Origin of the sequence: Aquibium microcysteis, from assembly GCF_014495845.1 — a bacterium.
Taxonomy (GTDB): Bacteria; Pseudomonadota; Alphaproteobacteria; order Rhizobiales; family Rhizobiaceae; genus Aquibium; species Aquibium microcysteis.
In genome coordinates this window covers 4,656,552-4,678,854 of sequence record NZ_CP061080.1, presented here as the reverse complement: position 1 = coordinate 4,678,854, position 22,303 = coordinate 4,656,552, and the positions used below count along the sequence as shown (strand labels likewise).

At 68.2% G+C, this 22,303-nt stretch carries 23 protein-coding genes; 7 read left to right on the top strand and 16 right to left on the bottom strand.

The window, feature by feature from the left end:
- Positions 1-8 precede the first annotated feature (8 nt).
- The 4 genes from trxC to IAI54_RS21950 all read right to left on the bottom strand — a co-directional run bounded on the left by trxC (position 9) and on the right by IAI54_RS21950 (position 3,188).
- Positions 9-458, bottom strand: coding sequence for a thioredoxin TrxC (trxC, locus tag IAI54_RS21965; protein WP_187969211.1), 450 nt, complete (start codon positions 456-458; stop codon positions 9-11).
- A 34-nt stretch (positions 459-492) separates the two neighbouring features.
- Positions 493-795 carry a c-type cytochrome gene (locus IAI54_RS21960; RefSeq protein WP_187969210.1) on the bottom strand — a complete coding sequence of 101 codons (303 nt, stop codon included), beginning with the start codon at positions 793-795 and terminating at the stop codon, positions 493-495.
- Positions 796-883: 88 nt separating this feature from the next.
- Positions 884-2,767 (bottom strand): heavy metal translocating P-type ATPase, encoded by a 1,884-nt coding sequence (locus IAI54_RS21955; RefSeq protein ID WP_235679137.1) that lies wholly within the window; start codon positions 2,765-2,767, stop codon positions 884-886.
- A 34-nt stretch (positions 2,768-2,801) separates the two neighbouring features.
- The gene (locus IAI54_RS21950; protein WP_187969209.1) at positions 2,802-3,188 is read right to left on the bottom strand and encodes a DUF302 domain-containing protein; all 387 of its coding nucleotides are present in this window, start codon (positions 3,186-3,188) and stop codon (positions 2,802-2,804) included.
- 183 nt (positions 3,189-3,371) lie between these two features.
- Between IAI54_RS21950 and IAI54_RS21945 the strand changes: the two genes are divergently transcribed.
- Positions 3,372-6,053, top strand: a complete 2,682-nt coding sequence (locus IAI54_RS21945; RefSeq protein WP_187969208.1) for a bifunctional acetate--CoA ligase family protein/GNAT family N-acetyltransferase — start codon at positions 3,372-3,374, stop codon at positions 6,051-6,053.
- A 42-nt stretch (positions 6,054-6,095) separates the two neighbouring features.
- Here the strand turns inward: IAI54_RS21945 and IAI54_RS21940 are convergent, their stop codons facing one another.
- Both IAI54_RS21940 and IAI54_RS21935 read right to left on the bottom strand, forming a co-directional pair.
- Complete coding sequence (locus IAI54_RS21940) at positions 6,096-7,616, bottom strand: bifunctional aminoglycoside phosphotransferase/ATP-binding protein (protein ID WP_187969207.1); 1,521 nt, start codon at positions 7,614-7,616, stop codon at positions 6,096-6,098.
- A 27-nt stretch (positions 7,617-7,643) separates the two neighbouring features.
- A complete protein-coding gene (locus IAI54_RS21935; protein ID WP_187969206.1) occupies positions 7,644-8,096 on the bottom strand; it encodes a c-type cytochrome in 453 nt (150 codons plus the stop codon).
- 178 nt (positions 8,097-8,274) lie between these two features.
- Here IAI54_RS21935 and IAI54_RS21930 point away from each other — a divergent pair, with 178 nt between their 5' ends.
- From IAI54_RS21930 to IAI54_RS21915, 4 genes are all read left to right on the top strand, one after another.
- Positions 8,275-9,111 carry a universal stress protein gene (locus tag IAI54_RS21930; protein WP_187969205.1) on the top strand — a complete coding sequence of 279 codons (837 nt, stop codon included), beginning with the start codon at positions 8,275-8,277 and terminating at the stop codon, positions 9,109-9,111.
- Positions 9,112-9,301: 190 nt separating this feature from the next.
- On the top strand, positions 9,302-9,691 hold the full coding sequence (locus tag IAI54_RS21925) for a phasin family protein (protein WP_187969204.1): 390 nt from the start codon (positions 9,302-9,304) through the stop codon (positions 9,689-9,691).
- Between the two features lie 31 nt (positions 9,692-9,722).
- The gene (locus tag IAI54_RS21920) at positions 9,723-11,636 is read left to right on the top strand and encodes a PHA/PHB synthase family protein (protein ID WP_235679136.1); all 1,914 of its coding nucleotides are present in this window, start codon (positions 9,723-9,725) and stop codon (positions 11,634-11,636) included.
- 49 nt (positions 11,637-11,685) lie between these two features.
- Positions 11,686-12,024 carry a c-type cytochrome gene (locus IAI54_RS21915; RefSeq protein WP_187969203.1) on the top strand — a complete coding sequence of 113 codons (339 nt, stop codon included), beginning with the start codon at positions 11,686-11,688 and terminating at the stop codon, positions 12,022-12,024.
- 31 nt (positions 12,025-12,055) lie between these two features.
- Here the strand turns inward: IAI54_RS21915 and arsH are convergent, their stop codons facing one another.
- The 7 genes from arsH to IAI54_RS21880 form a co-directional block, all read right to left on the bottom strand.
- On the bottom strand, positions 12,056-12,787 hold the full coding sequence (gene arsH, locus IAI54_RS21910; protein WP_187969202.1) for an arsenical resistance protein ArsH: 732 nt from the start codon (positions 12,785-12,787) through the stop codon (positions 12,056-12,058).
- A 113-nt stretch (positions 12,788-12,900) separates the two neighbouring features.
- On the bottom strand, positions 12,901-13,323 hold the full coding sequence (gene arsC, locus IAI54_RS21905) for an arsenate reductase (glutaredoxin) (protein ID WP_187969201.1): 423 nt from the start codon (positions 13,321-13,323) through the stop codon (positions 12,901-12,903).
- A gap of 5 nt (positions 13,324-13,328) precedes the next feature.
- A complete protein-coding gene (arsB, locus tag IAI54_RS21900) occupies positions 13,329-14,411 on the bottom strand; it encodes an ACR3 family arsenite efflux transporter (protein ID WP_187969200.1) in 1,083 nt (360 codons plus the stop codon).
- Positions 14,412-14,430: 19 nt separating this feature from the next.
- Entirely contained in the window at positions 14,431-14,940 is a 510-nt protein-coding gene (locus tag IAI54_RS21895) for an arsenate reductase ArsC (RefSeq protein ID WP_187969199.1), read from the bottom strand.
- Between the two features lie 29 nt (positions 14,941-14,969).
- A complete protein-coding gene (locus tag IAI54_RS21890) occupies positions 14,970-15,302 on the bottom strand; it encodes an ArsR/SmtB family transcription factor (RefSeq protein ID WP_187969198.1) in 333 nt (110 codons plus the stop codon).
- 255 nt (positions 15,303-15,557) lie between these two features.
- Positions 15,558-15,737, bottom strand: coding sequence for a hypothetical protein (locus tag IAI54_RS21885; RefSeq protein ID WP_187969197.1), 180 nt, complete (start codon positions 15,735-15,737; stop codon positions 15,558-15,560).
- A 24-nt stretch (positions 15,738-15,761) separates the two neighbouring features.
- Entirely contained in the window at positions 15,762-16,154 is a 393-nt protein-coding gene (locus IAI54_RS21880; protein WP_187969196.1) for a hypothetical protein, read from the bottom strand.
- A gap of 237 nt (positions 16,155-16,391) precedes the next feature.
- Here IAI54_RS21880 and IAI54_RS21875 point away from each other — a divergent pair, with 237 nt between their 5' ends.
- Complete coding sequence (locus IAI54_RS21875) at positions 16,392-17,591, top strand: aromatic ring-hydroxylating oxygenase subunit alpha (RefSeq protein ID WP_187969195.1); 1,200 nt, start codon at positions 16,392-16,394, stop codon at positions 17,589-17,591.
- A 38-nt stretch (positions 17,592-17,629) separates the two neighbouring features.
- Here IAI54_RS21875 and IAI54_RS21870 read toward each other — a convergent pair whose 3' ends face one another.
- Positions 17,630-18,829, bottom strand: a complete 1,200-nt coding sequence (locus IAI54_RS21870; protein WP_187969194.1) for a citrate/2-methylcitrate synthase — start codon at positions 18,827-18,829, stop codon at positions 17,630-17,632.
- 78 nt (positions 18,830-18,907) lie between these two features.
- On the opposite strand from IAI54_RS21870, the gene IAI54_RS21865 reads away from it, so the two are divergent.
- Complete coding sequence (locus IAI54_RS21865) at positions 18,908-20,008, top strand: citrate synthase (protein WP_187969193.1); 1,101 nt, start codon at positions 18,908-18,910, stop codon at positions 20,006-20,008.
- A gap of 126 nt (positions 20,009-20,134) precedes the next feature.
- Here the strand turns inward: IAI54_RS21865 and IAI54_RS21860 are convergent, their stop codons facing one another.
- A complete protein-coding gene (locus IAI54_RS21860; protein ID WP_187969192.1) occupies positions 20,135-20,539 on the bottom strand; it encodes a GFA family protein in 405 nt (134 codons plus the stop codon).
- A 104-nt stretch (positions 20,540-20,643) separates the two neighbouring features.
- On the bottom strand, positions 20,644-22,056 hold the full coding sequence (locus IAI54_RS21855; protein ID WP_187969191.1) for an aminotransferase: 1,413 nt from the start codon (positions 22,054-22,056) through the stop codon (positions 20,644-20,646).
- Positions 22,057-22,303 lie beyond the last annotated feature (247 nt).

The window sequence follows — 22,303 nt, the reverse complement described above, 5'->3', positions numbered from 1 at the left end:
GGCGGGGTTCAGGCGCTCGTCAGGCGCAGACGGTCGCGCGCCCAGGAAACGATCTGCGTTGCGCTGAGCGCCCCCGACGTCCTGGCGAGTTCATTGCCGCCGCGAAAGAGGATCATGGTCGGGATGCTGCGGATTCCGAGCCGGCCGGCGAGCGCCTGTTCTTCGTCGGAGTTGAGCTTGATCAGACGCACCATGGGCTCCAGTTCGCGGGCGGCCGTCTCGAAAGCCGGTGCCATCATCCTGCAGGGTCCGCACCACGGCGCCCAGACGTCGACCAGCACCGGCACCGTGCCGCGTGAGACGTGTTTCTCGAAAGCCGCGGCGCTGACGTTTTCCGGGTGGCCCGAAAACAGCGGCGCGTGGCATTTGCCGCACTTGCCTTCGCTCGCGGGCTTGCCGGCCAGGAGCCGGTTCACCGCCGCGCAGTTGCCGCAGACGACAAGCGTTTCCTCGTTCATCCGTGTTCTCCCGTCATCGTGCCGGCAATGCCGGTCATTCCTGGATGCTCTCCATATAGGTCACGAGATCGTCCGCCTGTCGCGCATCGGGCTCGAAATCCGGCATCGCAGCGTGGCGCAGGAACAGGTCGCCCGTCATTTCGCCCCGCAGCGTGGCAAGGTTGCGCCGCAGCGCCATCTGGCGGAAGGGCGGCGCCGCCGGATCGAGGCTCTGGTCGACCTGCGCTATGGCGTGGCATTCGGCGCAGTTCGCCTCAGCCAGACGCTTGCCGCGAAAGGCGCTCTCCGGATCGGCCGCAATGGCCGATCCGGAGAGCGCGAGCGAAGCCAGAATCATCCATGGCATTCTCGTCGGCATGTCGATCCGTCCTCTCTCTGCAGGAGAGCATCCTTCCGCTTCCTCAGGCAAGCCACCTTGATCGCGGTCAAGGCCGGGCGTACGGAAGCGGAACATCCCTGCGAGGCGCGGACGCCGCGCCTCCCGCGAGGCTGCGCAGAGCGTTCAGGATGACGGCCACATCGATGGCTTCCTGTGCGATCGCGCCGGCGACGGGCGTCAGATAGCCGAGGGCGGCGAAGACGATCGCCAGGCCGGAAAGGCCTATGCCGGCCACGATGCTCTGAAGCGCGATGGCGCGCGTCCGCCGGGCGATGGCGACGGCCGCGGCAATCGGCGACAGCCGGTCGGTCAGCACCACGACGTCGGCCGCCTCCGACGAGGCCGTCGCGCCTCGCGCGCCCATCGCGATCCCGACGCTGGCCGTCGCCAGCGCCGGCGCATCGTTGATGCCGTCACCCACCATCAGCGTCGGCGCCCTCCCGCGCTCCTCCGCCACGGCGGCGACCTTCGCGGCCGGGTCGGCGCCAGCCAGAATACGGTCGAGCGGAAGCGACTCCCCGATGCGCGATGCGGCCTGCGCATCGTCGCCCGTCAGCATGACGATCCGGTCGATGCCGGCCGTCCGCAGGTCGAGCAGGGTGTCCAGTGCATCGCCGCGGAGCGCGTCGCCGAAGACGAACACCGCGGCCAGCCGCCCGTCGATGGCGAGATAGACCATCAGCACCGGCTGCCCGCCATAGCGCGTCGCGGTCCGCTCTGCCCAGAGCGGCAGTTCCGCGTCCGCAAGCACGTTCCTCCGCGAGCCGGCCTTCAGATGCAGATCCCCGACAGTGCCCTCGATTCCGGCGCCGCGATGCTCGCGAATGTCGGCAGGCGGGGAAAGAGGCAAGGCGCGTGCCCGGGCAATCTCGACGACGGCGGCGGCCAGAACGTGATGGGAGGCCTGTTCGATCGATGCGAGCAGCCGCAGGCATTCACCCGGGTCCCGGCCGGGCGCGGCTTCGGTCGCGATCAGTTCGGCGCCGCCATGCGTGAGCGTGCCGGTCTTGTCGAAGATCGCGGTGCGGGCCTGCGCCAGCCCTTCGAGCGCGGCGCTGCCCTTCATGAGGACGCCCGCCCGCGCCGCCCGCGACACGCCGCCGATGAAGGCGACGGGAGCGGCGAGGATCAACGGACAGGGCGTCGCCACGACCAGAACGGCCAGCCCGCGAACCGGGTCGCCCGAAAGCCACCAGGCGAGCCCCGCAACGAGCAACGTGACCGGAAGCAGCCAGAGCGCGAACCTGTCCGCCATGCGGATGAAAGGAGCCTTGGCCGTCTGCGCCGCCTCCACCATTCGAACGATACCGGCGTAAGTACTGGCGTCAGCGGGAGCAACCGCCCGCATCCGTATCGTCTCGCCGGCATTGACGGTGCCGCTGAACAGCCGGTCACCCCGGCGGCGGTTCCGCGGCAGGGGTTCCCCCGTCACGGCCGACTCGTCGATCGATGCGGCCTCGTCCAGAAGGGCTCCATCCACGGGAAGAAGTTCGCCTGCGCGCACGAGCAGTTCGTCGCCCACCGCGACCTGTACGACCGGGACGTCGTCGATCCGCCCATCGATGCTTCGATGAGCCGTCCGCGGAGAGCGGTCGGACAGTGCACGCAGTTCGCGTTCGGCGCGACCGCGTGCGAAATCCTCCAGGACGCTGCCGCCGGCGTACATGACAGCAACGACAACTGCGGCCAGCGGCTGACCGAGGAGCAGTGCAGCCGACATGGACACGAGCGCGATCGCGTCGACTCCGAACCGGCCGATCAGGAAATCCCGCAGGATCGAGACCGCCAGCATCGCGATCACCGGCAGGGTCGCCAAAGTCCAGGCGGATTCCGCCGACCACCCTCTTCCGGGAAAGCCACCCAGGAGACCCACCACCAGACCTCCGATGGCGCCCAGGAACAGCAGCCTTCGCATGACCCCTTCGATCAATGCCTTCTCTCCCGGACTGGGGCTGGCGCGTCCTCTAGAGCGAATCGATCACGTCCGACAGCATCTGGCGGACCTTGGCCGCTGTCTCGCCGAGTGACGGGTTCTGGATCGCCGACATCGAGGCTACGGGGTCGACGGCAGCAACTTCGACCGTGCCTGGCGCAGATTCCGTGACGATCACGTTGCAGGGCAGCATCGTGCCGATCTTGTCCTCGGCCTGCAGGGCGCTCAAGGCGAGCCTGGGATTGCATGCGCCGAGGATCGTGTAGGGCTTGAAGTCGACGTCCAGCTTCTTCTTCATCGTAGCCTTCACGTCGATCGTCGTCAGAACGCCGAAGCCCTTTGCCGCCAGCGCTTCGGTAACGTGGATGATGGCCGTGTCGAACGGCATGTCGAGAGTCTTGGTGAAATAGTAGCTCATTCTGGTTCCTCCTTATCGAGACCGGGCCGAAGGCGAACTCGTCTCAAACCGGTCCGGCGCCGGAGAACTGTCGCATTGGGGTGCAACAGTAGAACCGAGCCGCCGAAGCCGCTTTGATCCACCGCAACGATCGGGCAGGGCAAAGGTCGCAGAAAAAGCCCGATCAATGATGGAGATAGGCGCGTGACGATCCGAAACCTCGAGTTTGCAGCCCGCCCCCGTTCGATTGCCGTGATCGGCGCCTCGCCGCGCGAGCGGTCGGTCGGCAGCGTGGTGCTGCACAACATCGTCGCTGGCGGCTTCGAGGGCGCGATCTGGCCGGTCAATCCGAAATATCCCGAGATCGCCGGACTGACCTGCTATCCGGACCCCGCCAGCCTGCCGGAGGCGCCGGATCTCGCGGTGATCGTCACGCCGCCAGCGACCGTGCCGGGGCTGATCCGCGACCTCGGCGACAAGGGCACGCGGGCCGCCGTCGTCATCACCGCGGGCCTGACGGCGGGCAACGGGTTGCGACAGGCCATGCTCGACGCGGCGCGGCCCTATCTCTTCCGCATCATCGGACCCAACACGGTCGGCCTGATGGTGCCCCCGGCCAAGCTGAATGCGAGCTTCGTGCACATGACGCCGCAGGCCGGCGGCATCGCACTCCTCTCGCAGTCGGGTGCCATCGCGACCGCGCTGGTCGACTGGGCGGCCGAGAACAATCTCGGCTTCTCGCACATCGTGTCGCTCGGCGACATGGCCGACGTCGACGTGGGCGACTACCTCGACATGCTGGCCGGCGACGGGCGCACGAAGTCGATCATCATGTATCTGGAATCGATCCCCAACCCGCGCAAGTTCATGTCGGCTGCGCGCGCGGCCGCGCGCATCAAGCCGGTGATCGCCATCAAGGCCGGCCGCCACGAACAGGCGGCGGCTGCCGCCGCCACGCATACCGGCGCGCTGTCGGGCGCGGACCGGGTCGTGGAGGCGGCGCTGTCGCGCGCGGGCATCCTGCGCGTCGACGGCCTCGGCGAACTCTTCGACGCCGCCGAGATCACCGCGCGCTTCCAGCCGCTGCGGCGCGCGCGCGTGGCGATCGTGACGAACGGCGGCGGCGCGGGCGTGCTGGCGGTCGACCGGATCATCGATTGCGAGGGCGAACTGGCGGAGCTTTCTCCGGAAACGATCGCCAGGCTCGACGGCGCCCTCCCGCCCACCTGGTCGCGGGCGAATCCGGTCGACATCATCGGCGACGCGCCGGCCGAGCGCTACGTCGCGGCCGTCGAGGCGGTGGCGGCCGATCCGGGCACCGATGCGCTGATCGTGATGAACTGTCCGACCGGTCTCGCATCCCCGGTGGAATCGGCCCGCGCCGTGGCCGACCTGACCAAGAAGGGAATGATCAACGGCAAGCCAGTTCTGACCTGCTGGCTGGGCGAGCGGACCGCGCGCGAGGGACGCCAGATCCTGCACGAGGCCGGCGTGGCGAGCTTCTCGACGCCGTCCGACACCGCATCCGCACTATCCTATCTCGCCGACTGGTCGAAGGCCCAGGCGGCCCTGGCGCGTGTTCCGGAAAGCCGGGGCGAGGACATCGAGGTGGATCGCGAGGCGGTTCTCGCGATCTTCCGGAAGGTCGCAGCCGAGGGCCGCGCCATGCTCACCGAGCCGGAGGCGAAGGCTGCCGTCGCCGCCTACGGCATCCCGGCGCCTGAAACGATCATCGCTGCGTCTCCGCTCAATGCCGGACAGGCCGCCGAACGGCTGCTCCGCAATTGGGACAAGGTGGTCGTGAAGCTTCTGTCGAAGACGATCACCCACAAGTCGGACGTCGGCGGCGTCGTGCTCGACATCGACAGCGCCGATGGCGCACGCGCCGCGGCCGAAGAGATCGTCCGGAAGGTCGGGAAGCTGGCGCCGGAGGGCGATGTCGAAGGGTTCGCGGTCCAGCCGATGGTGACCCGCCATCAGGCGCAGGAACTGATCCTGGGAATGAGCCGCGATCCGATCTTCGGGCCGGTGATCCTGTTCGGGGCAGGCGGCATCGCCGTCGAGGTCATGAACGACACCGCCGTCGCGCTGCCGCCGCTCGACGACGTGCTGGCCGGCGACCTCATCGACCGAACGCGGGTCGGCCGGCTGCTCGCCGGCTTCCGCGACCGACCCCCGGCTGATCGGGCGGCGATCGCGCGCGCGCTCAACGGCCTGTCACAGATGGCGGTCGACTTCCCCTGCATGGTTTCCGTCGACGTCAATCCGCTGCTCGCGGACGCAGACGGTGCGGTGGCGCTCGATGCGCGCATCCAGATCGATCCCAAGGCCGTCGGCGAGACCGGACCGAACCCGGCGCTCGTCATACGGCCCTATCCCTCCGGGCTGGAAAGCGTTTTCGACAGTGGTGAGTCGCGATACCGGATCCGGCCGATCCGCCCGGCCGACATCGCCCTCTATCCGGCGTTCCTCGCCAGGACGTCACCCTCCGACATCCGCTTCCGCTTCCTCGCGCCGCGCAAGAATTTTCCGGACGAGATGCTGAAGCGGCTGACCCAGCTCGACTACGAGCGCGACATGGCCTTCGTCGCGCTGGAGGACGTGACGGGCGATCTGGCCGGCATCGGCCGCCTGTCCAGCGATCCGGACCGCGAAACGGCGGAGTATGCGCTGCTGATCCGCACCGACGTGCAGGGCCAGGGCCTCGGCTTCGCCCTGCTCTCCCGGCTGATCGAGCATGCGCGGCGGGAGGGGATCGGGCGGATCGAGGGGATCGTGCTCGCCGACAACCGCAAGATGCTCGCGATGTGCCGCGACTTCGGCTTCGCCATCGAACATCATCCGCAGGAGCAGGGCGTCTATCTGGCGGTGCTGAGATTGCGCTAGCCGGAGAGCCTTCTGCAGTCCGTCGGGGCCCGCGGGAGCTTCTCAGCCAACTTCGCCCGCGAGTGCCGCCGCGATCGCCGCGGCCTCGCCGGAGGCATCGACCGTCTCCCAGTCGTCGCAGACGGCCTTGCGGGCGAGCTGGCGCGACAGGACGTCCACGGTGGCATCCGACGGGCCACCCCTGCGGTCGCGCACACGCTCCCAGAGCAGTGCCGGATCGGCTTCGAGCCAGATCCCTCGAAAAGGCACGGACCGCGCCGCCGCGATAGCGGCGATGCGGTCCCGGTCCGCCCGGCGGTCGAAGACCGCATCGGCGACAACCGTGCCATCCTCGGACAGGATCAGCCCCGTCCGCCAGGCCATTTCCGAATAGACGCGCTCCGACGTCTCGGGTGTGTAGGCCTTCGGCGGAAGCCGGGTCTCCGCAGGCACGCCATGCATCGCCTTGCGGACCCGGTCGCTCTCGACGATGCGGGCGCCGGGCGGCGTTCCGACCAAGGGCGCGAGCGCCTCCGCGACGGTCGTCTTGCCGGTGCCGCTCAGGCCACCGATCGCCACCAGCCGGTTCGGACAGGGTCGAAGCAGGCGGGCGGCGAGATCGAAATAGGATCGCGCCTCGGCAGCGAGCCGCCCGTCGGGATCGCTGCCCTCGTCGATCCGGGTGGCGGTGACATGCGCGCGCACCGCTGCCCGCATCGCCATGAAGAAGGGCAGGAGCGGGAAGCCGTCCTCGTCGTCGGCCTCGTCCAGATAGCGGTTCACCACGCGATTGGCGTAGGCCTCGAAGCCGCGGTGCCACAGGTCCATCAGCAGGAAGGCGAGGTCGTAGAGCGTGTCGATCGTGGCGATGGCGTCGTTGAACTCGATGCAGTCGAACAGGCGCGGTGTACCGTCGACGAGCACGATGTTGCGCAGGTGCAGGTCGCCGTGGCAGCGGCGCACCTTGCCGGCCGCCTCGCGTCGGTCGAGCAGAGCCGCATGCCGCTCGAGTGCCTGCCGGAAGACGCGGCTCAGCGGCGCGATCTCGTCTGCCCGGAAGGTTCGGCTCCCGGCGAAGGCGGATTCGTTGATGTCGAGTACGGCCGCGACGTTGGCCGCCCCCCCTCCGGCGCGCACCACCGGCGCGGCGCGGTGGACGTGCACGATCATGCGCGCCGTCTCGGACATCAGGTCCGGGGTCAGTCGTCCCGACAGCGCCATTCGGTCGAAGAGCGATTCCTGGTCGAAACGCTTCATCTCGACCACCGCGTCGACGAGTTCTCCGCCTCCGTCGAGGGCGAGGCGGCCATCCTCGCCGCGTGTCACGGCACGAACGCCGATATAGAGTTCGGGCGCAGTCGCGGCGTTGAACGCCACTTCCCTCCGGCACGCCTCGAGCCGCCGATCGGCGGTGGAGAAGTCGACGTAGGGCAGCTTCACCGCCCGCTTCATCTTGAAGACGCGGTCGCCGGCGAGGAAGATCCGGGAGATGTGCGTTTCCATCGTGTCGACCGGCGCGATTTTGCCATAGGTCGCGGGATCGGACAGGAAGGCCACGGTGCCGGTCTGGTCCTCGACGATCATGGCCGGGCTCCCTTCCTGGTGCGGCCTTCAGCGCTGCAGGCTCTCGATGTAACGCGTCAGCTCGTGGATCCGTTCGGTCGTGATCAGTTCGCCGCCATGCTTGCCGAACATGCGGGCGTCCTCCTCGATGAACTGGCGACCCCAAACGGGCATCTCCCGTTCGCCGTGTCCCTGCACCAGATACCGTCCGTCGATGACGGCGAAGACGCGGTAATAGGGGAAGGCGCCGTCATTGCCGCGCGTCAGCAGCGTCAGGTCCGCAGGCGGCTTCAGCAGATCGCCGGCGATCGGTCCCCTGCCGCGTCCGTCTTCGCCATGGCAGGCCGCGCAGGAATTCAGGAACTCCGCCTGGCCGTAGGGCATCTCCACGGGCGCATCCTCAACCGCTCCCGCGCCGGAGCCTTCTTCTGCCGCGCCATGGCTGGACACGGCGAAGGCGGCGATGATCGCCACGACCGCCGCCGACGTGCACTTCTTCATCTCGACCTCCGGAAACGCATGTCATGCAGGCTAGCGGACCGCCTCCCCGTCGCCTTGATCCGGGTCAAGATGGTCCGGGTCCAGGCGCCGCAAGTTGATTCAACGCAAGGCTTCGCGCCCGCGTCCGCCCTAAGGTCTGTTTCAGAACGGCTCTGCCTGGCAGGAAAAGGATACGACCATGACCCTGAAGACAATTCTGGCGATCACCGGCACGGCCGCCGGGGACGGCGATCTCGATATCGCGACGACCCTCTGCGAGGAGGCGAGCCTGCATCTGTCGGTGCTTGTCCTGGAACCCGCTCCGCCTCCCCCGACCGGCGAGTTCGCGGCGATGGTGTCGGACGGGTGGATAGCGCAGAGGCAGGACGGCCAGAAGCGGCTCGACGACCGCGCCGCCGCCGTGACCGCGAAGCTCGCCGCCACCGCCCTGTCGGCCGACGTCGCGACGGCCTATCCGGAACCGGCCTGGGCCGACGAGATCGTGGGGCGGCGCGCCCGCTATGCCGACATGACGCTGGTCGGACCCGGCCTGCCGCGGGAGGACGCGCTGGGTTCGAGGGTGATCCACGGTGCCCTGTTCTCGTCCGGCACGCCGCTAATGATCGTCCCGGCCGGCGCCCAGCCGACCGTCGCGCCGAAGCGCGTGCTCCTCGCCTGGGATGCGGGAGTGGAGGCGGCGCGTGCCATGCACGCCGCGCTCGACCTCCTGTCGGCGGCAGAGGCCGTGCACCTGACGCTGGTCGATCCGGTCGAAGGCGAGAACGGGCATGGCGCGGAACCGGGGGCCGACGCCGCGACCTACCTCGCGCGCCACGGCTGCAGGGTCAGCGTCGACCGCCTCCCCTCCGGAGGCAAACCGGTCTCGTCGGTGCTGCGCCAGCATGCGATCGACGTCGCGGCGGACCTGATCGTCATGGGCGCCTATGGCCATTCGCGGCTGCGCGAGCGGATGTTCGGCGGCACCACGAAATCGATGATCGAGGACGCCCCCGTTCCGGTCCTTTTCGCCCGCTGACCGGGCGCGTCCCGGCGATGCGCCCTTGATCCGGATCAACCGGCGGTCGGCCGGCTTGCCTTATGACTCGGCAGTCTCGTCGGACCATGGCGGGCGACCGATCCGCCGCTCTCTGCAGGTCCGGGCGACGCGCGACTGCACGGGCCGGGCTGATCCGGCCCCGGAAACCGTCCACGACAGGAGCACCGTCATGATGAATGCCATGGATCCCTTCGCCATGAAGATCCTCACCGGCGCAGCGCCGGGTACCGCGAACCTGCAGAAGTTCTGGATGTCCGTCGCCAGGCTGCAGGCGAACGCGATGAGGGCAGCGTTGCGGTACAACGTCGAGGCGCTCGATTTCGCGAAGCGCCGCGTCGAGCAGGACATCAAGCTCTTCGACGACCTGTCCTCCTCCGATGGGATGAAGGACGCCTTCGACGTCTGTGCCGGCTTCATGGAAGGTGCCGTCGCCCAGTACTCCCGCGAGACCAGCAGGTTCGCAAGCCTCGGCTCGAAGATCGCCAGCGAGACCGCCGACGAGGTGCGCCGCGAAGCGAAGGCCGTGGTCGACGACATGGCTGCCGGAACGCTGGCGTAAGGCGTCTGCGATCCGGACGGGAGCCGCCTCGATGACCGATCGTCAGACTGGCAGGATGCGCCGCGCGCGGCGCGGTATCGCGGGACTTGCCTCTCTCGCGCCGGTCGCCGTCACGCGCAGGCGGGTGACGGCGGAAGCATCCGCCGGTTCTGCTGTGCCGGGTCCGCTCCGCGAAGCGGGTGCGACCGACGCTTCGCGCAGCGCCGGCAGCGCCTCGGCCGGTCGCGACGTCTTCCGCGACGTCGACCGGTTCCACCACGCGATGCTGGCCGGTGCCTTCATGGGGCTTTCACCCATCAGCCTGCTCGGCGCCTGGCAGGACTGGCTGCTGCACCTGTCGCTCGCGCCCGGCAAGCAGGCTGAGCTCGCACTGAAGGGACTGGAGAAGATCCAGCGCTTCCGCGGCTTCCTCGCATCCGCCGCGGCCGATCCCGCCGGCCGCGCCGCCTGCATCACGCCATTGCCGCAGGACCGCCGGTTCGATCATCCGGGCTGGCAGTCGCTGCCCTTCAGCGCCATGAGCCAGTCCTTCCTGCTCTGGCAGCAATGGTGGCACAACGCCACGACCGGCATCCCCGGCGTCTCGCGCAAGCACGAGCGGCTGGTCGAGTTCTACGCCCGCCAGCTGCTCGACATGGTCTCGCCGTCGAACTTCGCTGCGACCAATCCCGAGGTCATCGAGCGGACGATGAAGGAGGGCGGCGCGAATTTCGCCGCCGGCCTGCAGAACCTCCTCGCGGATCTCGCCGACCAGTCGGACGGGCGCGCCGACGCCATGACCGAGGCGTTCCGGCCCGGGCGGGAGGTCGCCGTCACGCCCGGCGACGTGATCTTCCGCAACGAGCTGATCGAGCTCATCCAGTACCGGCCGGCGACGGGGGCGGTGAAGGCGGAGCCGGTCCTCATTGTCCCCGCCTGGATCATGAAGTACTACATCCTAGACCTCTCGCCGCAGAACTCGCTGATCCGCCACCTGGTCGGCCAGGGCTTCACCGTCTTCTGCATCTCCTGGCGCAACCCCGGCCGCGAGCAGCGCGAGGTCTCCTTCGACGACTATCGGCAGATGGGTCCGATGGCGGCGCTCGACGCCGTACAGGCGATCACCGGGTCCGCCAGGGTCCACGCCGTCGGCTACTGCCTCGGCGGCACGCTCCTGTCCGTCGCGGCCGCGGCGATGGCGCGGGACGGCGACGACCGGCTCGCCACCCTGACGCTGTTCGCCGCGCAGGTGGATTTCGACGAGCCGGGGGAACTCGGGCTGTTCATCGACGAGAGCCAGCTCACGCTGCTCGAGGACGTCATGTGGAGCGAAGGCTATCTCGACCAGCGCCGCATGGCCGGGGCGTTCCAGATGCTGCGGTCGCGCGACCTCGTCTGGTCGCGCATCGTCGCCAGCTACCTGCTCGGCGACAGGCCGGAGGTCAACGACCTCATGGCGTGGAACGCCGACGCGACGCGCATGCCCTATCGCATGCATTCGGAATATCTGCGCCGGTTCTTCCTCGACAACGACCTGGCGCAGGGCCGTTTCAGGGTCGGCGGCCGGGCCGTGCATCTCGAAGACGTCCGCGTGCCGGTCTTCGCGGTGGCGACCGAGACCGATCACGTCGCGCCGTGGCGGTCGGTGTTCAAGCTGGTCCACCTGCTCGACACCGACGTGGATTTCGTGCTGACCAATGGCGGCCACAATGCCGGGATCGTCTCCGAGCCGGGCCATCCCCACCGCGCCTTCCGCCTGCTCGGCCACCGCGACGGCCAGCCGCATCCCGATCCGGACGGCTGGATGGCGGAGACGCCGAAGCAGCCGGGTTCGTGGTGGCCGGCCTGGACCGGCTGGCTTTCGGCGCATTCCGCCGGCCCGGTCGCGCCGCCGCCCGTCGGACGGGAAGACGCAGGTTATCCGCCGCTCTGCGATGCGCCCGGCCTCTACGTGCTGCAGCCCTGAAACCCGGGGCCGGTCCGCATCGACGGCCTGTCAGAAATGGAGCCCGATCATGAAGACGCCGCATCCCCGCCTCGCCATCTCGCTTGCCGGTACGCTGCTCGCCTGCCTTGCGGCCGGCGGCGCGTTCGCCGAAGACGCCGGCACGGCCTACGGGCGGCAGCTGGTCGAGGCGAACTGCGCGCGCTGCCATGCGATCGGCACGGACGACGAGAGCGCCCATCCCGAGGCGCCGGCCTTTCGAACGCTGACCGAGCGTTATCCGCTCGACGCGCTGGAGGAAGCCTTCGTCGAGGGAATCGCGACAGGGCACCCCGACATGCCCGAGTTCATCGCCTCGCCCGAACAGATCGGTGCCATCCTCTCGTTCCTCGACACGCTGCAGCCCTGACAGGGAAGGCGGCCGCCGACGATGTCGGGCGTCAGATCGAGCGCTGGTTCACCCGCTTCGACAGGGCTTCCGCACTTTCGACGCGTTCCGAGTAGCGGTCCGTCAGATAGGACGAGCGGTCGCGCAGGAGCAGCGTGAACTTCATCAGTTCCTCCATCACGTCGACGATGCGGTCGTAATAGGGCGACGGCCGCATCCGCCCGGCCTCGTCGAACTCGTTGAAGGCCTTCGGAACGGACGATTGGTTGGGGATCGTGACCATGCGCATCCAGCGGCCGAGCACGCGCAGCTGGTTGACGGCGTTGAAGCTCTGGGAACCTCCGCAGACCTGCATGACTGCCAGCGTGCGGCCCTGCGTTGGTCGGATGCTGCCCGCCGACAGAGGCAGCCAGTCGATCTGCGCCTTCATGATGCCGGTCATGGCGCCGTGCCGTTCGGGCGAGCACCAGACCTGACCCTCCGACCAGAGCGACAGGTCGCGCAGCTCCTTCACCTTGGGATGGTCCGGCGTCGTCGAGTCCGGCAGCGGCAGCCCGGACGGATCGAAGATCCGGACCTCCGCGCCGAACCGGCGCAGAATGCGGGCCGCCTCCTCGGTGGCGAGGCGCGAGTATGATCGCTCGCGCAGCGATCCGTAGAGCATCAGGATGCGCGGCGGATGAGCCGATCGCGGAACATCGAACAGCGCCGCCTCGTCGATGGGCCGGAACTGCGCCTCGTCGACGTTGGGAAGGCTGTTCATTGTGGTGGCCTGGTCGGTCATCGCGGCTCCTGTCGGCACGGTCGGGTGTGACGCGCCATAATTCGACAATCTTCGAAATAACAGTTAGGTAACGAGCCGGGAACCGTCAACACCTATTTCGACGAAGATCGAAATTACCTCAGCCGTCTCCCGTCCGCGTTGATGACCACCTCGCCGTCGTCCTTGGTGAAGGGACCGATGTTCGGGTTGGGCAGGATGTCGAGCACTTCTTCCGACGGCCGGCAGAGCCTGGTGCCGAGCGGCGTCACCACGATCGGCCGGTTGATGAGGATCGGATGCGCCATCATCTGGTCGATCAGTTCGTCGTCGGTCCATTTCGGATCGGCCAGCCCCAGCTCGGCGAAAGGCGTGCCCTTCTCGCGCAGCAGGGCGCGCGGCGCGATCCCCATCGCGGCGATCAGTTCGACGAGGCGCTCGCGCGACGGCGGCGTCTTCAGGTACTCGACGATCTCCGGCTCCTCGCCGGATTGGCGGATCATCGCCAGCGTGTTGCGTGAGGTACCGCAGGCGGGGTTGTGGTAGATCGTGATCTTCATGCCGTTCATGCCTTGGGGAACCAGTGCTGCGTCCGATTGGCGAAGGCGACCAGCGAAAGCATGACCGGCACTTCCACCAGGACACCGACGACGGTGGCGAGCGCAGCGCCCGAATTCAGCCCGAACAGGCTGATCGCCACGGCCACCGCCAGTTCGAAGAAGTTCGACGTGCCGATCAGCGCACAGGGTGCCGCAACGTCGTAAGGGACCTTCCACGCCCGTGCGGCGAGGTAGGCGATGAAGAAGATGCCGTAGGACTGGATCAGCAGCGGCACGGCGATCAGCACGATCAGCAGCGGATTCCCGGTGATGACGCCACCCTGGAAGCCGAACAGCAGCACGACCGTCGCCAGAAGGCCGATGACCGAAACGGGCTTCAGCCGCGACGTGAAGAGGGATACGGCATCATGCGCGTGCGGGCCGCTGCCTGCGCGGTCCAGCAGCCGCTTGCGGGTGATGGCGCCCGCGACCAGCGGGATGACGACATAGAGAGCGACCGAGAGCAGAAGTGTCTCCCAGGGCACGACGATGTCGGTGACGCCGAGCAGCAGCGCCACCAGCGGCGCGAAGGCGAAGATCATGATGACGTCGTTCACCGAGACCTGGACCAGCGTGTAGTTCGGATCTCCCTTCGTCATCTGGCTCCAGACGAACACCATGGCCGTGCACGGAGCGGCGCCCAGCAGGATCAGCCCCGCGATGTACTGCTGTGCGTCGGCCGGCTCGATCAGCGACGCAAACAGATGTTCGAAGAAGAAGACGCCGAGAACGGCCATGGTGAAGGGCTTCACCAGCCAGTTGATCACGATGGTCAACACGAGCCCTTTCGGCCGCTCGCCGACATGGGTCAGGCTGCGGAAATCGACGTTGACCATCATCGGAAAGACCATGGCCCAGATGAGCACGGCCACCACGAGGTTGACCGAGGCATACTCGAGTGCGGCGAGCGCGCCGAACACGCGCGGCATCAGGTTGCCCAGAACGATGCCGGCGACGATGCACAGCGCCACCCAGACCGAAAGCCATTTCTCGAAGAACCCAATCCCGCCCGCCAAGGGTGCGGGTCGGCCGAATGCGTGATCCGTCATCGCATTCCCCTTTTTCGATTCAGCCGGCCTTCGGCAGTTGCCGGCCGATCTCGTCGAGACGCTTCTGGAGCGCCAGCCTGTCGATCGTCTGCATCGGAAGGCTGACGAAGATGGAGATGCGGTTGTTGAGCATGCGGTAGGCGTCGGCGAAGGCCAGGCGCTTCTCCGCCTCCGTGCCCTCCGCGGCCGCCGGATCGGGGATTCCCCAATGCGCCGTCATCGGCTGGCCGGGCCAGACCGGGCAGGATTCGTTGGCGGCGCTGTCGCAGACCGTGAACACGAAGTTCATCTCCGGCGCGCCGGGCCTTGCGAACTCTTCCCAGTTCTTCGAACGTGCGAAGGCGGTGTCGTGATTGAGACTCTTCAGGAGGTCGATCGTATACGGATGAACCTCCCCCTTCGGCTGCGAGCCTGCGGAATAGGCACGGAACCGCCCCTGACCCAGCCGGTTGAGGATTGCCTCCCCCAGGATCGACCGGGCCGAGTTGCCGGTGCACAGGAACAGCACGTTGAAGACCCGATCGTCCATTTTCCCCTCCAGGCGGCTCTGCCGCGCCTTCAGCAATTGCAGGTGACGGCCTCGATGACGGGACGGCAGAGCTCCGGCGAGCCGTTGCAGCAGTCCTCCATCAGGTAGGCCAGAAGATCGCGGAAACCGGTCATGTCGGCGACGTAGCGAACCGTGCGTCCGTCGCGCTCGGCGCGCACGAGCCCGGCCTGGTCCAGAATCCGCAGATGCGACGACATGGTGTTCTGAACCGCCCCGAGACGCTGGGCGATCTCGCCCGCCGGCACACCTGCCGGACCCGCCTTCACCAGAAGCCGGAACACCTCGAGTCTGGTCTCCTGGCCGAGGGCCGACAGACCCGCCAGTGCCGACTTCCTATCCATATATCTGTTTTTCTCGATTCATCGATACGCTTCTACAGCGGCCGGCATGCGGTGTCAACGACCCACGTCCTGCCGGTCATCGGGGACGACGAAGCAGGCGGAAGGGCGGCAGGACGAGAATGCCGGTACGAAGAGGTGGGAATGTGGGAGCGGGAGTGGCGGGGCTTCCACCGGCAGCGATGCCGGACGGCCTCGAAGCGGCGTGACGCGGCCGCGCGACCCGCCGGGACGCCCGTGGGCGCCGCGGCAGTGTCTTCAGTTGATCGTCATCACGACGACGTCGTCGTCACGATCCAGGCGATGGTCGCGACGGAAAACATCGAGCCTGCCGAAGAAATGGTGCTCGTCCAGCGGGCGGCCGGCCTTCATCGCCTCGCAGGCAGCGCGCGCCGCCTCGTAGGCGCTGTAAGGGATTTGTTCACGAAGCTTCGTCATCTTCGAGTCCTCCAGTGCCGATACTCAAGCGCCAGAAATTGTCCTAATTCTGGCGGGAGCGTCTTTTCCGCCATCCTTGGCGATGGCCAGCAGGCAATTCGGGGTCTCGCGGCCCCAGACCTGTCCCTCGCAGGCCAGATCGATCTCGCTCCTCACGGGCTTTGCGGGAGCGGCGGGCTCGGCGCGCGGCGCCACGGCATCCGGCGCCAGGAAGGCGCTCGCAGCCTGCCACGGCGCCGACACCGACAGCACCGCGACCGTTGCGACGACGGTGAAGAGGGCCATCGGGTGCTCCGTTGCGCGGCGGCGCATTGCCGGGATGGAGATGGTGGACAGGCCCGTCGTGGCCTCGGTGCCTGCGGCTTGATGCTGGGTCATCGTCACTGCCTCGGTTTGTCTTTCGATGCGGCCGTTCAAGCACGGAGCCGTTCCCGCCGACTGCCGAAAAATTCACAGAACCATTTCGCCCTGTAATGCCCGGGGGGCCGTGCGGGTTGCAGACCTCTGGCGGCGCGCGCGACGGCAACACCCGGGAATTCCAGCATTTTTCCGCCCAGACCGAACGACCGCGACCCGTCATTTCGACTAAAGCATTGCAAACGATGGCGTTTTGTGATTTTATTGAATGAACGTTCAACAATTGGGAGACGGCGCGTGAACCGCCCTCTGCGCGATTCGGCCATTCCGAACGGATGGGACAGGCGTGGCCTGCCCGGATGGACCTATCACAGTCCCAGCCTCCTGGAGCTCGAGAAAGAGCAAGTCTTCCGCAATCACTGGCAGATCGTCGGCCATGTTTCGGACATTCCGGAGCCCGGCGACTATCTGACGATGGACGTGGTCGGCGAGCGGGCGCTGGTGGTGCGCGGCAAGGACGGCGTGGTGCGGGCCTTCCACAACATGTGCCGCCACCGCGGCAGCCGGGTCGTCGCCGACAGCCAGGGAAGCTGCAAGGGCGCGCTGGTCTGTCCGTTCCACGGCTGGGTCTACAATCTCGACGGAACGCTGCGCGGCGCGGCGCGGCCGCTCACCTTCCCCGAACTCGACAAGGTGGAATTCGGGCTGAAGCCGATCGATCTCGAGATCTGGATGGGTTTCGTCTTCGTCCGCTTCCGGCAGGGACCGCAGCCATCGGTCGCCGAACTCATGCGCTCGATCGAACAGGAGATCAGCCACTACCGGATCGGCGACATGGTGCCGTCCTGGGGTATCTGGACGCAGACCTCGCAGGTCAACTGGAAGTCGGTCCGCGACGTCGACAACGAGGGGTACCACGTCGCCATGGCGCATCCGGCGCTGCAGGACCTCTATGGCGCGACCTATTTCGACGAACCCTTCGTCAACGGCGTGTCCCGCTCCTGGGCGACCTACAATCCCCATGCCGGGCGCCGCTGGAGCGTGCGCAACTACGTCCGCATCGCACCGCGGCCGCCGCATCTGCCGGAGGAGTTGCGCACGGCCTGGATCTATTACGGCATCTTCCCGAACGCCGTGATCGCGGTGACCCCGGAGTCGGCACAGTTCTACCAGGAGTTCCCGCTGTCGACCGGCGAGACGATGCTGCGCGGTGCCATCTACCGCTATGCCGACGAGAGCCGGGAGCAGGCGGCCGCGCGCTACCTCGCCTTCCGCATCGACCGCGACACGATGGCGGAGGACGTCCGGCTTTCCGAATGGTCGAACGAATCGATGCTGTCCAACGCCTTCGAGGGCTTCTACCTCTCCGATCTCGAATACGGCGTCCGCACGCATCACGACCACCTGCGCCGGATGCTGCCCGTGATGTCCCTGGAGACCGCACCCGAGGAGAAGGACGTCTGGAACCTCAACGACGCGCTGCTCAGCCGCGGCTGAACGGCGCATCGGCGAGGCGCAGGTCGGGAGGGCGCGGATCAACCCCGGCCCGGCGCTCGCCCGACATAGCGGGCGCGGGGCCGGATCAGCGTCTCGGTCTCCAGCTGCTCGATCGCATGGGCGATCCAGCCGGCCGTGCGGGCGATGGCGAAGAGCACGGTCTCGCTGCCGGCCGGCAGCTTGAGCGTGCGCACCATCACCGCCAGCGCGAAATCGATGTTCGGATGGAGACCCGTCGCCTCCGTGAGCAGCGCCGGCGCCTCGACCGCGAGCCGCCGGTCCGCACCGGCGCGCGCCAGCGCGCGCAGCAGCGCGTCGGCGCGGGGATCGCCGTCGCGGTAGATGGTGTGACCGAAGCCGGGCACCGAGGTTCCGAGCGAGACGCGGTGCCTGATCCCGGTGCCGAGGTCGCCCGCGGCCAGTTCCGACACCATCAGGGAGGCCAGCGGCCCGGCGCCGCCATGCTTCGGCCCCTTGAGAGCCGCCAGTCCCGCGATCGTGGCGTCGTAGAGGTGGATGCCGGTTGAGACGGCGCAGCGGACCGTAAAGGACGAGGCATTGAGTTCGTGGTCGGCGAGCAGCACCAGCGCGCGACGGAGGAGGTCGCGGGCGCGGGGATCGCCCGGCGCCAGGGCCTGCGCCACCTGCTCGTGCAGCGGCCGGGCGGACGGCTCGACGTCCAGAATCGACGCCGCGACGAGCCGCATGACGCGGGCGCCGGTGCGGGCGCGGCCGAGGGGTGCCCGGTTGAAGGCGCGCGGATCCGCCTCCCCGGCGAGTGCCAGAACCGCGATCGCCCGGGACAGCGGCCCCGCCGTCCGTGCCGCCTGCCGCACGATGCGCATCGCCTCGTCGACGACGGGGAGGTTGTCGGACGAGAAGGGGTCGGTGGCGTCGATGCCCCAGAGCAGGGTGGCGGCCTGTTCGAGACTTCCTTCCTCCGCGAGCGCCAGCGCCGGCACGCCGCGATAGATCGGGCCTGCATCGGTGATCGTGGAGACGGCCGAATCGAGCACCGCCGCGTCGGCCTCGCCGGCACGCCCACCGGCAGGGCCCGGCCGTCGGACTTTCAGCGCGCGCACGTCGTCCGCACGGTAGCGCCGCGCCCGGGTGTCGGCGACCGGCTCGGAGCGGACGAGGCCTCGGCTCACATAGGCGTAGAGCGTGGCGGTCGAGACCCCGAGTTCGCCCGCCGCCTCGCGAGCCGACAGATAGAGAGGCTGATCGGAATTTTTCATATTGATCAGCATAATCAAGATTGATCAATATTGGAACCGGCTCCACCTTCGCCCCGAACGTCAAGAAGGAGCCTGACCATGACCCTCCACACCAGAACCCCCGCCGGGCTCGACGGCGTCGTCGCCGCGGCCACGGCGCTGTCGCATATCGACGGCGAGCGCGGCGAGCTGATCATCGCCGGCGAGCGCGTGGACGACCTCGCCGGACGCGTGCGCTTCGAGGCGCTGACGGCGCGGCTGTGGTCCCTCGCCTCGGGCACCGCGGTCGAGGAGACCGAGACGCGGATCGCCCTGGGCGAAGCGCGCGTGAAGGCGTTCCGGCTGGTGCCGGCTGTGCTCGACGCGACGCAGGATCTGCCGGTGACGGCCGCGTTCCGCGTCGCGGTGGCGGCGCTCCGGCCCGTGGAGGGGCTGACCGGCGCGGCCGTCCTGGCGGGCGGCATGCCGGTGCTCGCGGCGGCGCTGATGCGTCGCGCGCGCGGCGAGGCGCCGGTCGCGCCCGACCCGGCGCGGGGCCAGGCGGACGACACGCTGCGCATGCTGCGGGCCGAGACGCCCTCGGCGGCGGAGGCGGCAGCGCTCGACGCCTATCTGGTGACGGCGAGCGACCACGGCATGAACGCCTCCACCTTCACCGCGCGCGTGGTCGCCTCGACCCAGGCCGACCCCTTCATGGCCGTGACCGCCGCCTACTGCGCACTGACCGGGCCCCTCCACGGGGGCGCACCGGGGCCGGTGCTCGACATGCTGGACGCGATCGGCACGCGCGATCGCATCCGGTCGTGGATCGCCGAGGCGCTGGTCCGCGGCGACCGGCTGATGGGCTTCGGCCACCGCGTCTACCGCGTCCGGGACCCGCGCGCCGACGTGCTGCGCAAGGCGGTCGCTTCGCTCGGACGGACCGCAATTGACCTCGGACTCGCGGCGGAAGTGGAGAGCGAAGCGCGGGCGGCGCTCGCACGCGCCAAGCCCGACCGGCCGCTCGACACGAATGTCGAGTTCTACACCGCGATCCTGCTCGACGCGCTGGCGATCCCGCGCGAGGCCTTCACACCGATCTTCGCCGCGGCGCGCGTGGCGGGCTGGACGGCACATGCGATGGAGCAGCAGCGCACCGGCCGGCTGCTCAGACCGGATTCCGTCTATGTGGGCGTCATGCCCGCCAGTCCGGGGGAATGATCGGCCGGCCAGTTGTCTCGTTACTCGGGACGCCGGGTGCTCTCCTTCGGACGGACCGCCGAGACTCACGTGGAACACTAGCCAGCGAGCAGGCTTGTGCGGTGGCGTGCCCCGCCTGCCGGCGCCCTAGACCTCGCTGGCGCGCTCCGACCCACGGGCATCGTCGCGGTCGCGCTCGTATCGCTGCATCCAGGGAAACGGCGGCAGCCAGGATTCGCGTCGCACGACCCAGCTTTCGTAGGTCGGCGTCAGCTGGTCAGGCGCGTCGAGCGACCCGAGATGCACTTCGATCTCGTCCCCGCTGCGGGCGAAGACCGAGGAGCCGCAGCGGGGACAGAAGTTGCGCCCCGCATAGTCCCGCGTCTCGCCTTCGATCGTCACCGATTCCGCTGCGAAGATCGCGGCGGCGTAGAAAAGCGCTCCGTGATGCTTGCGGCAATCGAGACAATGGCAGATGCCGATCCGACCGGGCCGGCCGGACGCCACGAAGCGGACGTCGCCGCACAGGCAACCGCCGGTGAACCCCTCCATGCGACATCTCCTCCGAAGCCGTTCGCGGAACGAAAACGCGCCCGCCCTGCGGGGTCAAGTCCGCGGGACGACGTCTCCCCCGACCGTTCCGCCCGGGAAGACGTTCACCCCCGCCACAGCCCTTCGCGTCGCAAATCGTCCATCGTGCGTGCGATGCCTTCGCGCAGGATGGCGACCATGTCGTCGATCTGGTCGCGGGTGATGACCAGCGGCGGGCTCATCACGCACATGTTGATCAGCGGCCGAACCAGCAGCCCGAGCTCGTGGCAATGGGCGTCGATGCGCCTGCCGACCGCGTTGTCCAGCGCCAGCGGGTTCCTGCTCTCGCGATCGGCGACGCACTCGACGCAGGCCATCAGTCCGGCACCGCGTACCTCGCCCACCAGCGGCAGGTCCTCCAGCGTCTTCAGCCGCGCCTGGAAATAGGGCGCGACCGCGCGCGCGTGGTCGAGCCCGCCGTCCTCCAGCAGGTCGAGATTCTTGAGCGCCACGGCGCAGCCGATCGGATGGCTGGAATAGGTATAGCCGTGGCCGAACATGGCCTGCGGATGGTTGGACCGCCGCAGGTCCTCGGTCAGCCGCGCCGAAATCATCACGCCGCCAAGCGGAAAATAGCCGGAGGTCACGCCCTTGGCGAAGGTGATCATGTCCGGCTCGATGCCGAACAGGTCGCCCGAGGCGAACACCTCGCCCAGCCTCCCGAAGGCGGTCACGACCTCGTCGGAGACGTAGAGGATGTCGTTGTCGCGGCAGAGATCGCGAATGCGCGGAAGATAGCCCGGCGGCGGCACGATCACCCCGCCGGACGCCTGGATCGGCTCGGCGACGAAGGCGCCTATGCGGTCCCCGCCGATCCGGTCGATCGTATCGCTGAACTCGTCGACGAGGAAGTTGGTGAAGCCGGCGAGCGTCATCCCCGCCGGCCGGCGGAAGGGATCGGGGCAGGACAGCTTGACGACGAGGTCGTCTGCTCCGTCCATCCAGTCGCGGTCGCGCGGTCGGCCGTTCAGCGAGGCGGAGAGGTAGGTCGAACCGTGATAGGCGCCGCCGCGCGACAGGATCATCTTCTTGTCCGGCCGGCCGCGAACGTTGTTGTAGAACTGCGTGAAGCGCAGTGCCGTCTCGACGGCGGAGGAACCACCCGTCGTGAAGAACACATGCTCGAGGTCGCCCGGCGCATGGGCGGCCAGCCGCTTCGCGAGCACGACGGAGGGATCACTCATCGTGTACCAGGGCGTGTTGTAGGAGAGTTCCATCGCCTGCTCCGCCATGACGCGGGCGAGTTCCTCGCGGCGGTGACCGAGATTGACGCACCACATCCCGGCCGGGCCGTCGATCAGCCGGCGCCCCTGGCCGTCGGTGATGTAGACGCCGTCTGCGCTGCGGATGGGAGTACGCGCCTCGTTGCCGATCGTGCCGGCGAAGGGCCAGGGCTGGATCAGGTGGCGCTCGGCATCCTGGAAGCGGCCGGGCGCCGGATCGCCCGCCTGGTCAGCCGGCTTCTTGATCGCCGCCATTTTTCGTCCTCGCTGTCCGTTCGTCCCGATCCCGCCGGACAGTCTGCCCAACGCCCCGGAACCGCGACGGTTTTCGTCGCTGTTCTGAATGTCCGTTCAATCAATATCCCAGAATTAGCGCTTGATTTCAATCCGGCCATGAGCGCATGTTCTGAGACGGGTACCGGCGACAGGGACCGGTGCGATCCGCGGGTGGACAGACGGGTGGACAAGTGACGACACGTCCCGCGCCCTTGCCGGACGGCCG

What these genes read in the sequence shown, in the direction of transcription:
- trxC (WP_187969211.1), bottom strand. Translation starts at nt 458, where the DNA reads ATGAACGAGGAAACGCTTGTCGTCTGCGGCAACTGCGCGGCGGTGAAC.
- IAI54_RS21960 (WP_187969210.1), bottom strand. Translation starts at nt 795, where the DNA reads ATGATTCTGGCTTCGCTCGCGCTCTCCGGATCGGCCATTGCGGCCGAT.
- IAI54_RS21950 (WP_187969209.1), bottom strand. Translation starts at nt 3,188, where the DNA reads ATGAGCTACTATTTCACCAAGACTCTCGACATGCCGTTCGACACGGCC.
- IAI54_RS21940 (WP_187969207.1), bottom strand. Translation starts at nt 7,616, where the DNA reads ATGATCGTCGAGGACCAGACCGGCACCGTGGCCTTCCTGTCCGATCCC.
- IAI54_RS21935 (WP_187969206.1), bottom strand. Translation starts at nt 8,096, where the DNA reads ATGAAGAAGTGCACGTCGGCGGCGGTCGTGGCGATCATCGCCGCCTTC.
- IAI54_RS21930 (WP_187969205.1), top strand. Translation starts at nt 8,275, where the DNA reads ATGACCCTGAAGACAATTCTGGCGATCACCGGCACGGCCGCCGGGGAC.
- IAI54_RS21925 (WP_187969204.1), top strand. Translation starts at nt 9,302, where the DNA reads ATGATGAATGCCATGGATCCCTTCGCCATGAAGATCCTCACCGGCGCA.
- IAI54_RS21920 (WP_235679136.1), top strand. Translation starts at nt 9,723, where the DNA reads ATGACCGATCGTCAGACTGGCAGGATGCGCCGCGCGCGGCGCGGTATC.
- IAI54_RS21915 (WP_187969203.1), top strand. Translation starts at nt 11,686, where the DNA reads ATGAAGACGCCGCATCCCCGCCTCGCCATCTCGCTTGCCGGTACGCTG.
- arsH (WP_187969202.1), bottom strand. Translation starts at nt 12,787, where the DNA reads ATGACCGACCAGGCCACCACAATGAACAGCCTTCCCAACGTCGACGAG.
- arsC (WP_187969201.1), bottom strand. Translation starts at nt 13,323, where the DNA reads ATGAAGATCACGATCTACCACAACCCCGCCTGCGGTACCTCACGCAAC.
- arsB (WP_187969200.1), bottom strand. Translation starts at nt 14,411, where the DNA reads ATGACGGATCACGCATTCGGCCGACCCGCACCCTTGGCGGGCGGGATT.
- IAI54_RS21895 (WP_187969199.1), bottom strand. Translation starts at nt 14,940, where the DNA reads ATGGACGATCGGGTCTTCAACGTGCTGTTCCTGTGCACCGGCAACTCG.
- IAI54_RS21890 (WP_187969198.1), bottom strand. Translation starts at nt 15,302, where the DNA reads ATGGATAGGAAGTCGGCACTGGCGGGTCTGTCGGCCCTCGGCCAGGAG.
- IAI54_RS21885 (WP_187969197.1), bottom strand. Translation starts at nt 15,737, where the DNA reads ATGACGAAGCTTCGTGAACAAATCCCTTACAGCGCCTACGAGGCGGCG.
- IAI54_RS21870 (WP_187969194.1), bottom strand. Translation starts at nt 18,829, where the DNA reads ATGAAAAATTCCGATCAGCCTCTCTATCTGTCGGCTCGCGAGGCGGCG.
- IAI54_RS21865 (WP_187969193.1), top strand. Translation starts at nt 18,908, where the DNA reads ATGACCCTCCACACCAGAACCCCCGCCGGGCTCGACGGCGTCGTCGCC.
- IAI54_RS21860 (WP_187969192.1), bottom strand. Translation starts at nt 20,539, where the DNA reads ATGGAGGGGTTCACCGGCGGTTGCCTGTGCGGCGACGTCCGCTTCGTG.
- IAI54_RS21855 (WP_187969191.1), bottom strand. Translation starts at nt 22,056, where the DNA reads ATGGCGGCGATCAAGAAGCCGGCTGACCAGGCGGGCGATCCGGCGCCC.